Origin of the sequence: Bradyrhizobium sp. CIR18 (genome assembly GCF_014198295.1) — a bacterium.
In the GTDB taxonomy this organism is placed as follows: domain Bacteria; phylum Pseudomonadota; class Alphaproteobacteria; order Rhizobiales; family Xanthobacteraceae; genus Bradyrhizobium.
Map to the genome: position 1 here is coordinate 597,248 of NZ_JACIHF010000002.1, position 13,357 is coordinate 610,604.

A 13,357-nucleotide genomic window follows, 5' to 3' on the forward strand; every position below is an offset into this window, starting at 1 on the left:
GGACGATGTCGCAGATTTCGCTCGCCGATCTCAATGCCGCAAGCAAGGCCGACTTCGTCGCGGCGCTCGCCAATGTCGTCGAATATTCGCCGTGGATCGCCGAGCAGCTCGCCGACAAGCGGCCGTTCGCCGGCGTCAACCAGTTGCACGCAGCGCTGATGGCGGCGATCCAGAGTGCCGAACCCGACGCGCAACTGGCGCTGATCCGGGCGCATCCCGATCTCGCCAGTAAGACCCAGCGCGCGGCGGGGCTGACGGCGGAATCGACCGACGAGCAGAACAGCGCCGGCCTCGACCGGTTGTCGGATGCGGAATACGCGGCGTTCGAGCGCGTCAACAGCGCCTATCGGGACAAGTTCGGTTTCCCCTATATCGTCTGCGTGCGTCGTCACACCCGGGATTCCGTGCTGCGCGACTTCGAGACGCGATTACGCAATATCGCCAAGACCGAGACGCGGCGCGCGATCGAGGAGATCGGCCGCATCTCCGCGCTGCGGCTGGATCAGCTCGTCATGGCCGACGACAGGCTGAAGGTGCACGGCCGGCTCTCGACTCATGTGCTGGACAACCACGTCGGCAAGCCGGCGTCCGGTATCCCGGTCGAGCTCGTCGAGCTCGCGAGTCTCGGCGAGAGCCGTGTAATCGCGCGCGCGGTCACCAATGCGGACGGCCGCACCGATCAGCCGCTGATCGGCGGCCGTCCGCTGCCGATCGGCCGCTATGAGCTCAAATTCAGCATTGCCAGATACTACGCCGAGCGCAACGTGCCGCTGTCGGATCCGCCGTTCCTCGACGAGATCCCGCTGCGCTTTGCCGTCAGCGAGCCAGAGGGGCACTATCACGTGCCGCTGCTGGTCACGCCATGGAGCTATTCGACCTATCGCGGCAGCTAAATGCGAGGCGCGCTCTTCACCTCTCCCCGCAAGCGGGGCGAGGGAGAACAGCGTCGCCGTGGTCGAGCTATCGTGTCCCGGTGGAGTCGCCAAACTTGTCGAGCAGCGCCGGAAACAGCCGGTCCGGCTTGAACGGTGGCGCGGTGAAGCGGATGCCGGTGGCATTCGCGATCGCGTTGCCGAGCGCGGCTGCGACCGGATTGTACGGGCTCTCGCTCATCGACTTCGCACCCAACGGACCGATCGTGTCGGACGTCTCGGCGAAGAACACTTCGGTGCGCGGGACGTCGGCGAACGAAGGCAGGTGGTAGTCGCGGAATTTCGGGTTGGTGACCCGGCCGGTCGCGTCGATCACCATCTCCTCGTAGAGCGCGGCGCCGAGCGCCTGCGCGACGCCGCCTTCGACCTGACCGCGGCACTGCATCGGATTGGCAACGATGCCGGCGTCCGCGGCGTGCACGCTCCGGAGTATCCTGAGCTCGCCGGTGGCCTTGTTCACGGCGATGCGAAAACCCTGGACGTTGAAGCCGACCGAGCGCGGCGTGCCGGTGGAATTGCCGCTGCCTGCGAACGGCTGTCCGTGCTCGCGCGCGAGCTTCGCCAGCTCCGTAAACGGCATGCGCCGGACGCCGCTGACGACGGCATTGTCCTCGAGCACGCAGCTCCCGATGTCACAGAGCCACGCGCCGGCGGCGGCCGCATTCAGCTCGGTCGCGAGCTGAATGGAAGCCGCATGCGTCGCCTTGCCGGCGACGAACATGCCCGCGCTGCCATAGGCGCCGGTGTCGTGGCCGCCATGGGCGGTGTCGGACTGGCGCAAGCGGATACGGTCGACGGTGGTCGCCAGCGTGGTCGCGGCGATCTGCCGGTGCACGGTGCTGGTGCCGTTGCCGAATTCGGCGGTGCCGACGGTGAGATCGAAGCCGCCGTCGTCGTTGAGCGTAATCGTCGCGTCGGCGAGGTGGCCCGCCGGCGGCACGGTGTCGATCATGGTCAGCGCGACGCCGTCGCCGATCAGCCAGTCCGGCGACAGGTCCGGCTGCGGGCCGTCAGTCTGCATCGCGCGCTCGACGAGGTCGAGGCACTGGTCGAGACCGTAGGAGCCGTAAAGCACGTCGTGAAATTCGGACGGCGGCGGCGACAGCATGGGATCGCCCTCCCTCACGATGTTGCGCCGGCGCATCTCGTAGGGGTTGATGTCGAGCTGCTTGCCCAGCTCGTCGATCGCGGCCTCGATCGCGATCAACGTCTGCGGCAGGCCATAGCCGCGAAACGCACCCGCCGGCACCGTGTTGGTGTAGACGGCGTAGCCGTCGACCCGCTTGTTCGGGCAATTGTAGACTGCGATGGACTCCGACAGCGAGTGGAACATCACCGGGCCGGCGTGATTGCCGTAGGCGCCGGTGTTGGAGAGCACGTCGAGCTGGAGCGCGGTGAGCTTGCCGTCGGCATCCGCTCCGGCCTTGATGTGGACCCGCATCGGGTGCCGCGTCGAGGTCGCGATGAACTGCTCCTCACGGGTGAGCTCCAGCTTCACCGGACGTCCCGTCTTGAGCGCAGCGAGCGCCAGAATGTCCTCGACGAACATCTCCTGCTTGCCGCCAAAGCCGCCGCCGACGCGCTCGCAGAACACGCGGACCTTGTCGGGCGGAAGCTTGAAGATGTCCGACAGCGCGCGCCGGGTCAGGAACGGCACCTGCGTCGAGGTGCGGACATTGAGCACGCCGGAAGTATCGAGCCAGGCGAGGCCGCCATGGGTCTCCAGCGCCGCATGCTGGACGCGATGACTGTGGAAGGTGGCCTCGTAGGTGACGGCAGATGTCGCGAGCGCCGCCGCGACGTCGCCGAACTCGCCATGTGTCTCCGCAGCGAGGTTACGCTGGGCGTCGGCGATGCGGTTCGCGGTGGTGCGATCGGGATGAATGATGGGCGCACCGGGCGCCATCGCCTGCTCCGGATCGATCAGCGCAGGCAAAATCTCATAATCGAGCTTCAGCCAGCGGCAGGCCTCCTCGGCGGCGGCCTCGCTCTCGGCGACGATGGCGGCAACCCTCTGGCCGATGAAGCGGACGACGTCGTCGAGAACGCGGGTGTCCTCGGGGTCCATCCAGTCCATCTCGTGCCGCGCGGTCGAGATCAGCATGGAAGGTGCGTCTTCATGCGTGAGCACCGCGTGCACGCCGGGAACCTTCAGCGCTTCCGACTTATCGATCGCGACGATCCTGGCGTGGGCATGCGGCGACCGCACCAGCTTGACGTGAAGCAGTCCGTCGATGGCAGTGTCGAAGGTGTAGCGCGCCTCGCCGCGCACGATGTCGGGGCCTGCGGGCGCCGGCAGGCTGCGGCCAAACGCGGCGCCGGCCTCGACGCTCGCCTCGACATTGGTGTTGCCGAGCAATGCGTCCTCGATCGAACGATAGCCGGTGCAGCGGCAGATATTGCCCTTCAGCGCCGCGCCGAGATCGGTCCGCTGCGCCTGGTTCAGCGAGGCGCAGGTCAGGATCATGCCGGCGGTGCAGAAGCCACATTGAAAGCCCTGCGCGTCGAGGAAGGCCTGCTGCATCGGATGCGTGCCGTGGTCTCCGCCCAGACCTTCGATCGTGGTGATGGCGCGTCCCTCGGCCCGGAACGCCGGGATCAGGCAGCTGTGCACCGGCTCGCCGTCGAGCAGCACGGTGCAAGCGCCGCAGTCACCGGCGTCGCAGCCCTTTTTCACGCCGAAATGGCCGAGCTCGCGCAGGAACGTGCGCAGGCACTGGCCGGCGCGCGGCTCCTGCGCAAATGGCTTGCCGTTGATCTCGAAGCTCATGACGGCATCGCCCCCAGCAGCTCGCGGCGAACCTCTTCGGCGAGCCGCAATGTCATGTGCTTGCGCCAGAGCGGCTGGCCGTGGATGTCGGTGTGGTACAGGTCGTCCGTGATCTGCTGGACGATCGCATCGTGCAGCACGCTCGCCTCCGGGGCCCGGCGAAAGGACAGCTGGATCGGCCGCGCCGTCGATGCGGTGACCGTCAGCGTCAGCGTGCCATCGGCATCGAGGCTGCCGATCAGGAGCGCCGCCGAGCGGCCGACCGGCGCCAGCGAGATCTGGCGATATGCCGTGCGGCGCTTCAGCGCGGCAATCGGAATATCGATCTGGCGAAGCAGGTCGCCCGGCGTCAGGCGATTGCGCTGGTTGCCGGTGACGAAGTCGACAACAGGAATCTTCTGCTCGCCGCCGCCGGCCTTCCAGATGGTGCAGACGCCGCCCAACGCTGCGGTGAGCGAGATCATCGGTCCCGCCGGCAGCGACATGCAGAGATTGCCGCCGACGGTCGCGGTCTTCCAGATCTTGAACGAGGCAAGGAAGGCGCGGCAGCACTGGTTGACCAGCGGCGCGGCGAGCCAATCGGACGGGCAGGCAAGCCCGTCGAGCTGCGCGACCGTGCAAGTGGCGGCGATGGAGAGATGGCTGTCTGTGATCGTCAGCGCCGGCCATTTCAAATCGGTCAGATCGATCAGCCGCTTCAGATGGACCTGCGGCTCCGAGAACAACCACGTGCCGCCCGCGAGCCAGGCGTCGCCTGCGGTCCAGGCCGGCAATTGTGTCCGTGTTTGCGGACGGGCCACTGTCGTGATGGTATTCAAATCCATGGCTGCGCCAAAGCTTCCGCCGGTGAATCGTGTCGATGATTCTTGCAAGACCGGAGCCAAGTCGCAACAAGCAAGTCGTGGCGCGAAGGTGATCGAGCCAGCGTTTACCTGGCTGGCCTGTCAGCGGGTATGAGGAGAATCGGGATCATGAGCGACACAAAGCCGATCTGGATCAGGGATCCCCTGGCCGCCCTCGCCGACGGTGCCGAGCGCGGAATCGTCGTGACGGACGGCCGCATCGTCGAGCTGGTGCCGGCCGGCGCCACGCCTGCGACCGCTGATGTCGCGGTGTTCGATGCGAGCGCACATGTCATGCTGCCGGGCCTGATCAACACCCACCACCATTTTTACCAGACGCTGACCCGGGCACTGCCGGCGGCGATGGATCGGGAGCTGTTCCCTTGGCTCAAGGCGCTCTATCCGGTGTGGGCGAGGCTGACGCCTGAGGCGCTTGAGCTCGGCGTCACCGTGGCGATGTCCGAGCTGTTGCTCTCGGGCTGCACCACCACGACGGATCATCACTACGTCTTCCCCGCGGGTCTCGAGGACGCCGTCGATATCGAGGTCGGCGTCGCAAGTCGTCTCGGCGTGCGGGTGCTGCTGACGCGCGGCTCGATGAACCTGTCGCAGCGGGACGGTGGCCTGCCGCCTGACAGCGTCGTGCAGGACGAGGACACGATCCTCGCCGACAGTGCGCGTGTGGTGGCGAGGCACCACCAGCGCGGCGCCGATGCGATGGTACAGATCGCGCTGGCGCCGTGCTCGCCGTTCTCGGTGACGACGTCGCTGATGCGAGCCACCGCCGATCTCGCTGACAAGCTCGACGTGCGCCTGCACACCCATCTCGCCGAGACCGAGGACGAGAACAAATTCTGCCAGCAGATGTATGGCTGCCGTCCACTCGACTATCTCGAGCAGTGCGGCTGGCTCAATGCGCGGACCTGGCTCGCCCACGGCATATTTTTCAATGCCGACGAGATGAAGCGGCTGGGCAAGGCCAAGACGACCATCAGCCATTGCGCGTGCAGCAACCAGCTGCTGGCGTCCGGCTGCTGCCCGGTCTGCGAGATGGAGGAGGCCGGCGTCGGGATCGGGATCGGTGTCGACGGCTCGGCCTCGAACGACGGATCGAATCTGATGCAGGAGGTGCGGGCCGCGTTCCTGCTGCAACGGGCGCGTTATGGCGTGGCCAAGGTCAGCCACAAGGACGCGCTGCGCTGGGCCACCAAGGGGTCGGCAGCCTGCGTCGGCCGGCCGGAACTCGGCGAGATTGCGGTCGGCAAGGCTGCGGACCTCGCGCTGTTCAGGCTCGACGAATTGCGCTTCTCCGGCCATGGCGACCCCTTGGCCGCATTGGTGCTGTGCGGGGCGCATCGGGCCGACCGGGTGATGGTGGGGGGACGATGGGCCGTGATCGACGGCGCGATCCCCGGCCTCGATGTGGCAGACCTCATCCGCCGTCACAGCTCGGCGGCGCGGCTCATGCGGATGGGATGAAAGAGGGGGCGACCACAAGTGCCGGGTGCTTCTGGCCACCCCCTCCGAACCTCCTCCGGGAGGAGCAGGCGATCTAGCCTAAGCAAGAAGCGTGCTACTTGCCCGGCAGCTTGTCGTCGATGCCTTTGACGTAGAAATTCATGCCGAGGATCTGGCCGTCGTCGAGGTGATCGCCGCCTTTGCACTCGACCGGCTTGCCGTCCTGCCCAACGATCGGGCACTTGAACGGATGCAGCTTGCCTGCAGTGATCGCGGCCTGGGCATCCTCGGCGAGCTTTTTTACCTCGTCGGGCATGTTGGTGTAGGGCGCCATCGCGAACATGTGACTGTCGAGGCCGCCCCAGCTGTCCTGGGACTTCCAGGTGCCGGCAAGCTCGGCCTTGACCCGCTCGATGTAATAGGAGCCCCAGGTGTCGAGGATCGAGGTCAGCTGGGTCTTGGGCCCGAACTTGATCATCTCGGAGTCCTGGCCGAAGGCGAGCTTGCCACGTTCGCTGGCGATCTGCATCGCGGCGGGCGAATCCGTGTGCTGCATGATGACGTCGGCGCCCTGGTCGATCAGCGCCTTGGCGGCGTCGGCCTCCTTGCCAGGGTCGAACCAGGTGTTGGCCCAGATGATCTTGACCTTGATGTCAGGCTTGATGGTCTGCGCGGCCAGGATCGTCGCATTGATGCCGGAGACGACCTCCGGAATCGGGAACGAGCCGATATAGCCGAGCACGCCGGACTTCGACATCTTGGCCGCGATCAGCCCCTGGATGTAGCGGCCCTGATACCATCTGGCCGAGTAGGTCGACATGTTCGGATTGCGCTTGTAGCCGGTGGCGTGCTCGAAATGCACGTTCGGATACTTCTTCGCGACCTTCAGCGTCGGATCCATGTAACCGAACGAGGTCGTGAAAATCAGCTTGTTGCCGGCGCGGACGAGCTGCTCGATGGAGCGCTCGGCGTCCGGACCTTCTGGCACGTTCTCCAGATAGGTGGTCTCGATCTGGTCGCCCAATTCCTTCAACAGCGCCTGCCGCGCCAGATCGTGCTGATAGGTCCAGCCCAAATCTCCGATCGGACCCAGATAGATGAAGCCGACCTTCAGCTTGTCGGCGGCGGAGACTGCACTGACGCTGCCGGCGAGCAGGAGTCCGGCGGCCAGCGCAAGAAGTGATTTCCTCATCATCGATCTCCAAACATCAGGGGAAAGCCACGATCCGCAACGTGCGCGCCCCATCGCGCGCGCCGCGGAAATGAAATTCAGCGGTCGGGCACGAACACGGTGCCGAGCGCGGCCGGTGCGGTCGAGCCGCCGCTGCGCGCGCGGGAGAGCAGGACCAGCACGATGATCGTCGCAAGATAAGGCAGCGCCGACATGAATTGCGAGGGAATGCCGATGCCCCAGCCCTGCGCATGCAATTGCAGGATCGTCACGGCCCCGAAGAGATAGGCGCCGATCACGAGCCGGCCCGGCCGCCAGGATGAGAACACCACCAGCGCCAGTGCGATCCAGCCGCGGCCCGCGGTCATGCCGGGAATGAAGAACGGCGTATAGGCGAGCGGCAGATAAGCGCCGGCAAGGCCGGCGCAGGCGCCGCCGAACATCACCGCGAAGGTGCGGATGCGCAGCACGGGATAGCCGAGCGCGTGCGCGGAGACGTGATTGTCGCCGCAGGCGCGCAGGATCAATCCCGCCCGCGTGCGGTACAGGAACCACCAGACGCCGACGACGAGTGCAATCGAGAAGTAGACGAAGCCATCCTCGCCGAACAGCACGCGCCCGACCAGCGGGATGTCGGTGAGGCCCGGAATGGCGAGATGGACCGCCGGCGTGATGCGCTCGCCGACGAAGCCGGCGCCGATCAGTCCGGACAGCCCGACGCCGAGGATGGTCAGTGCGAGTCCCGTCGCCACCTGGTTGACGGCGAGCCCGAGGGCCATCAATGCGAAGATCAGCGACATCATCGTGCCCGCGATGATGCCGAACAGCGCGCCGACGAAGACCGATCCGGTGAGCCAGGCGCCGGCAAAGCCGCAGGCCGCGCCAACGATCATCATGCCCTCGACGCCGAGATTGAGCACGCCGGACCGCTCGGTCACGAGCTCTCCGGTCGCGGCGATCAGGAGCGGCGTGGACGCGGCGAGCACGGCCAGGATGATGGCTTCAATGAGTTCCACGGGCCACCTGACGGTTCGTGAAGCTCAGCTTGAAGCGGTAGAGGATGAGGGAATCGCAGGCGAGCACGTAGAACAGCAGAATGCCCTGAAAGACCTTGGTGACATCCAATGGAATCTTCATCGCGATCTGCGCCTGCTCGCCGCCGATAAAGGTCAGCGCAAGGAAGAGGCCTGCAATTAATATTCCAAGCGGATTCAGCCGGCCGAGGAAGGCGACGATGATCGCAGTAAAACCGTAGCCCGGGGAGATGCCAGGCTGGAGATGTCCGACTGGACCTGCCACCTCGATGATGCCGGCGAGCCCTGCGAGCGCGCCTGATATCGCGAAGGTCAGGATGATCAGTTGATTGGCGTTGAAGCCGCCGAACCGGGCCGCGCGGGGCGCCGCGCCGACGACACGAATCTCGAACCCCTTGATGGTTCGCCCGAGCAGGATTGCAGCCGCGGCGACGACTAGAAGCGCAATGATCGAGCCGAGATGCAGCCGGCCGCCCTCGATCAGCAACGGCACCGTCGCCACCGGATCGAACTCGGCCGTGGTCGGGAAGTTGAAGCCGTTGGGGTCGCGCCAGGGGCCGCGCACGAGATAATCGAGGAAGAGGTCGGCGACATAGACCAGCATCAGGCTGGTCAGGATCTCGCTGGCGCCGAACTTCACCTTGCAGATCGCAGGGATCAGTGCATAGAGCGCGCCCGCAGCGGCAGCGAGGACGAGCATGACCGGCAGCACCCAGGCGCCGGCGTCGGTGCCTTGTGTCTTCACCGCGATCCAGCTTCCCGCAACCGCGCCGATCAGGAATTGACCTTCGGCGCCGATGTTCCAGGCATTGGCGAGATAGCACAGTGACAGGCCGATGGCGATCATCACCAGCGGCGTTGCCTTCACCACGATCTCCTGCAACGAATAGCCGTCGGTCAGTGGCGCGATGAAGTAGGCGTGCAGGGCGAGCAGGGGATTCTTGCCGAGTATCGCGAACAGGATGACCATGGTCACGACGGTGAGGCCGATCGCGATCAGCGGCGAGACCAGCGCGATCGTGCCCGAGCGCTCGGCGCGCTTCTCAAGCACCAATTGCATGCGCGACCTCCTTTGGCTCGAGGCTGCTGCCGCCCATGAGAAGGCCCAGCTTTTCGCGCGTTGCCTCGCGGGTCGCGAGCGGTGCCGACAGCTTGCCGTGGAACATCACGGCGATGCGGTCGGCGATCTCGGCGAGTTCGTCGAGATCCTGGCTTGTCACGAGCACGGCGGCGCCCGCGGTTGCCAGATCAAGCAGCGCCTGGCGAATGACGGCGGCGGCGCCGGCATCGACACCCCAGGTCGGCTGGCTCACCACCAGCACAGCGGGGTTGCGCAGGATCTCGCGTCCCACAATGAACTTCTGCAGATTGCCGCCGGAGAGGGATGCGGCTTCCGGATCGCGCTTGGCCTTGCGGACGTCGAATGTCTCGGTCGCGCGGTCGACGGTCTTCAGCGTGGCCGCGGTATTGATGAAGCCGCGATGGACCATGCCGCTCGCGGCATGTCCGGTGAGCAGCGCGTTCTCCGAGAGCTTCATGCGCGGCGCGGTGCCATGGCCGAGCCGCTCTTCGGGAACGAAAGCTGCTCCGAGCCTGCGTCGCTGCGTGATGGAGAGATGGCCGGCGGCAATGCCTTCGATCACCACGGTACCGGGGTCCTTCGACAACCGCTCGCCGGACAGCGCGGCGAACAACTCCTCCTGGCCGTTGCCGGCGACGCCGGCGATGCCCAGGATCTCGCCGCCCTTCAGCTCGAACGAGATGTGCTCGAGCCGGACGCCATGCGGCTCGCTCGGCGCGAGCGAAAGATCGTTGACGACGAGCCGCGGCACGGTGGTTGTCCGGCCGGATGCCGCCTTCACTTCCTTGATCTCACCGCCGACCATCATGCGCGCCAGCGAAGCGGCGGTCTCGTGCCGGGGATTGCAGGTCTCGACCTTCCTGCCGCCACGCAGGATCGTGGCGGTGTCGCAGAGCCGCTTCACCTCCTCGAGCTTGTGGCTGATGTAGAGGATGGCGCGGCCTTCGGCCTTGAGCCGCTCCAGCACGACGAACAACTGATCGGCTTCCTGCGGCGTCAGGACGGCGGTGGGCTCGTCCAGGATCAGGAATTTCGGATCCTGCATCAGCGCCCGGACGATCTCGATGCGCTGGCGCTCGCCGACCGACAATTGCCAGACCTCGCGTTTGGGATCGAGCGGAAGGCCGTAAGCCTTCGATACCTGCTCCAGTCGCGCCGACATGTCCTTGAAGGATTCCCGTCCGTCAAGGCCGAGCGCGACGTTCTCGGCGACGGTGAGATTGTCGAACAGCGAGAAGTGTTGGAACACCATGCCGATGCCGAGGCTGCGTGCTTCCGAAGGTCCGGACAGCAGGATTCGTCGGCCCTGCCAGCGAATCTCGCCAGCGCTCGGCTGGATCAGCCCGTAGATCGCCTTGACCAGCGTCGACTTGCCGGCGCCGTTCTCGCCGAGCAGCGCGTGGATTTCGCCTGGCCAAATATCGATGTCGATGGAATCGTTGGCGAGGAAATCGCCATAGCGTTTGGTGAGTCCGATCGTCCGCAGCAGCGGGGACTCGCCGGAATTCAGGCCGTCAGGTGTCGAATCCAACATTCGCTGATGCGCTTGCATGGTGAAATGCCCCGATAGTGGGCCAGTTTGAACCCCGGCGTAAGGTGGGAAAATGCGTCATCCCTTGCTCAACGCTTTGGCAGGCAGCTTGTGGCAGCGCGCCGGCTCTCGCCGGGACGAAGCCCCGTGTTCAGGCGCCCGCACATTGCCTTACGGGCGCGGCTTCCGCGGGCGCCTGTTGCAGATTTGTGACGGTTCAAGGCAAATCGGAACCCGCTATGCAGCCTTGACGTCGCAGTGAGCAAAGTTGCGCCATCGCGCTTATGCATTGCGGATCGACGCAACATTGGCCCCTGACCCTCCGACCCCCAACATGCGCTCGACATGAAAGAAGAGCGAAATCAAACGGGAATGTCCGGCAATAGCCGGCCTTGCGGGCCGCATGCCCGCTGCAAGAAAACCTCCTAAATCCCACGAAGAAACGCCGCCCCTTGCCAAAACAAGCGGCACGCCTTGAAAAAAGTTGAGGCTTCTCCCTCCGGGAGATCGGCGCAAGTCTCGCACCCAAGGGCGTTCATTGACGTGTCCAAACTTGGGGGTATTCAGGATGTCGTTTCGTTTCAGGGCAATTGCAGCAACGGCGCTGTCACTTGCCACGCTGGCCACCGGTGGCCGGGCTTTCGCGGCGGATCTGCCGGTCAAGGCTGCCAAGAAGGCGGCGGATCTCCCGTTCTTCCTGGTGATCGATAACCGCGTCACCTTCTCCTACATCTTCAACGCCTCGCAGCCCGGTGCATGGTCGTTCCGGCCGGATGGATCGATCGACAGCAAGACCACCAAGCAGGTTTACTCGTTCACGCATTTCGATCTCTGGGCATACGGCACGAACTTCTTCACCATCTCGATGTTCAAGTCCGACCACAATGACCCGTCTGCGCCCTGCACCAACGCGGGCACGATCTTCGGCGCGCCGGCAACGTGCGCCGGTGCAACGGAGATCTACGGACTGTTCCGCTCGACGTTCGGCTGGAATGAGCTCTTCGACACCAAGGCCTTCACCGCGGGGCCGCTTCACAACATCTCGTTCGAGGTTGGCATGGATGCCAACACGGAAAACCGGTATTTCGGCGCGGCCAAGCGCGACGTCGTCGGCGGTCTGCAGTTTGCGTTCGATCTGCCCTACAAGGGTTACATCAACGTCGCGCCGCTGGTGTACTGGGAGTTCGCCAATCACAACTCATTCAGTCAATGCGGACTGTTCGGTGCAGGCGTTCCCGGTGTGACCTGTCTTGCAGACGGCAACACCTCGTTCAAGCCAACCTGGGCGGTCGAGATCAATTACTACATGGATCTCGGCTTCCTCCCGCCGAACATGCAATATTTCTCGATCAGCGGCCGCGCCGGCTGGTACGGCAAAAAGGGCACCGACACCGAACCGCTTCCCTACAGCCCCGCGAACGGCGTTTACAACACGGCGGTCGAGTTGAATTCGGAGCCGATCCGGCTGACCTTCGATGCCTCGAAGGCCGCCTGGGGTGACAAATATTCGCACTTCGTGGACGTCTGGGTGGCTTACCGCTATTGGCAGAACAAGTTCGGTCTCGATCACAACCTTGCCGTCGGATGTACCACGGCGGTCGGTGGCCGGACGGTGAGCACGGGGTCGTGCACCGAATCCTCGCTCTACTCCGGTATCACCGTGAAGTTCTGACTGATTGACACGTGGCAGCCGTAGGGTGGGCAAAGCGAAGCGTGCCCACGACTTCTGCTGCCGTAGCAATCCGATGGTGGGCACGGCGCAAGGGCGCCTTTGCCCACCCTACAGATCCGAACTTGTGGTAACGCCTACTTCGTCCACACGCCGTCGTGCAGCGCTGCGGCTTCGTCCTCGAGCAGCGGACCAACGACCTCGGTCGGCCGCTGGCCGCTGGCAAAGACCTCGCGGCACGGCAGGTCGAGGGTCGGGTTGTCAGGATGGTTGCCGGTGACGCCGCGCAGGCGATGCTCGCTGAGCCCATAGACGACGCGGCCGATGCCAGCCCAGTAGATCGCGCCGGCGCACATCGCGCAGGGCTCTGCCGAGGAATAGAGCGTCGCTGTCGCCAGCACCTCGCGGCTGAGTGTGCGGCAGGCCTGGGTGGCCGCGAGACGTTCGGCATGCGCGGTGCCGTCATGATCCGGCATGTAGCCGTTCTCGGTCTCGATCAGCACCCTGCCGTCCGCATCGACGACGATGCAGCCGAACGGATGGTTGCCATGGGTGAGGGAGCGGCGGGCGACCGCGAAGGACAAACGCAGCAACTGCTCGTCACGCTTCGATGTGCCGGCCATCAATCCTCCGCGGTCAGTGCCCCGCCATGCGCCGACCGATCGCGGCGAGACCGGCTTCGCCGGTTCGTCCTTCATACACGAATTCGCCGTGGAACATTCTCCACCAGCCGCCCCCGGCTTATTGACGGTATATTCCGGATAAGCGATTGAAAATATTGATTATGCGGGCGGTTCGGGGCCTGATATTGGGTGAACGGTTGCCGCGCCTGTGCATGACCGGCGCGACGCAGCCTGCCGCGCACGCGC

General features: G+C 65.1%; 10 protein-coding genes. 3 read left to right on the forward strand and 7 right to left on the reverse strand.

What is annotated here, in order from left to right; translation table 11 throughout:
* Positions 1–5 precede the first annotated feature (5 nt).
* A complete protein-coding gene (uraD, locus tag GGD65_RS11340) occupies positions 6–893 on the forward strand; it encodes a 2-oxo-4-hydroxy-4-carboxy-5-ureidoimidazoline decarboxylase (RefSeq protein ID WP_183235319.1) in 888 nt (295 codons plus the stop codon).
* Between the two features lie 67 nt (positions 894–960).
* On the opposite strand, the gene GGD65_RS11345 is transcribed toward uraD, so the two are convergent.
* Positions 961–3,702 (reverse strand): molybdopterin cofactor-binding domain-containing protein, encoded by a 2,742-nt coding sequence (locus GGD65_RS11345; RefSeq protein ID WP_183235320.1) that lies wholly within the window; start codon positions 3,700–3,702, stop codon positions 961–963.
* Positions 3,699–4,526: an FAD binding domain-containing protein gene (locus tag GGD65_RS11350; protein ID WP_183235321.1), complete on the reverse strand. Its 828-nt coding sequence runs from the start codon at positions 4,524–4,526 to the stop codon at positions 3,699–3,701. The genes GGD65_RS11345 and GGD65_RS11350 overlap by 4 nt, the downstream gene beginning before the upstream one ends.
* A gap of 147 nt (positions 4,527–4,673) precedes the next feature.
* Between GGD65_RS11350 and GGD65_RS11355 the strand changes: the two genes are divergently transcribed.
* Positions 4,674–6,023 (forward strand): 8-oxoguanine deaminase, encoded by a 1,350-nt coding sequence (locus GGD65_RS11355; protein WP_183235322.1) that lies wholly within the window; start codon positions 4,674–4,676, stop codon positions 6,021–6,023.
* A gap of 94 nt (positions 6,024–6,117) precedes the next feature.
* Here the strand turns inward: GGD65_RS11355 and GGD65_RS11360 are convergent, their stop codons facing one another.
* The 4 genes from GGD65_RS11360 to GGD65_RS11375 all read right to left on the reverse strand — a co-directional run bounded on the left by GGD65_RS11360 (position 6,118) and on the right by GGD65_RS11375 (position 10,840).
* Positions 6,118–7,194, reverse strand: coding sequence for a BMP family ABC transporter substrate-binding protein (locus tag GGD65_RS11360; RefSeq protein WP_183235323.1), 1,077 nt, complete (start codon positions 7,192–7,194; stop codon positions 6,118–6,120).
* Between the two features lie 77 nt (positions 7,195–7,271).
* Complete coding sequence (locus GGD65_RS11365) at positions 7,272–8,189, reverse strand: ABC transporter permease (protein ID WP_018319150.1); 918 nt, start codon at positions 8,187–8,189, stop codon at positions 7,272–7,274.
* Positions 8,176–9,267, reverse strand: a complete 1,092-nt coding sequence (locus tag GGD65_RS11370; protein WP_183235324.1) for an ABC transporter permease — start codon at positions 9,265–9,267, stop codon at positions 8,176–8,178. The genes GGD65_RS11365 and GGD65_RS11370 overlap by 14 nt, the downstream gene beginning before the upstream one ends.
* A complete protein-coding gene (locus GGD65_RS11375) occupies positions 9,251–10,840 on the reverse strand; it encodes an ABC transporter ATP-binding protein (RefSeq protein WP_409362736.1) in 1,590 nt (529 codons plus the stop codon). Before GGD65_RS11375 ends, GGD65_RS11370 begins: the two co-directional genes overlap by 17 nt.
* A gap of 547 nt (positions 10,841–11,387) precedes the next feature.
* On the opposite strand from GGD65_RS11375, the gene GGD65_RS11380 reads away from it, so the two are divergent.
* Positions 11,388–12,491, forward strand: a complete 1,104-nt coding sequence (locus tag GGD65_RS11380; RefSeq protein ID WP_183235326.1) for a hypothetical protein — start codon at positions 11,388–11,390, stop codon at positions 12,489–12,491.
* A gap of 134 nt (positions 12,492–12,625) precedes the next feature.
* On the opposite strand, the gene GGD65_RS11385 is transcribed toward GGD65_RS11380, so the two are convergent.
* Complete coding sequence (locus GGD65_RS11385; RefSeq protein WP_179735744.1) at positions 12,626–13,111, reverse strand: nucleoside deaminase; 486 nt, start codon at positions 13,109–13,111, stop codon at positions 12,626–12,628.
* Between the last annotated feature and the right edge of the window lie 246 nt (positions 13,112–13,357).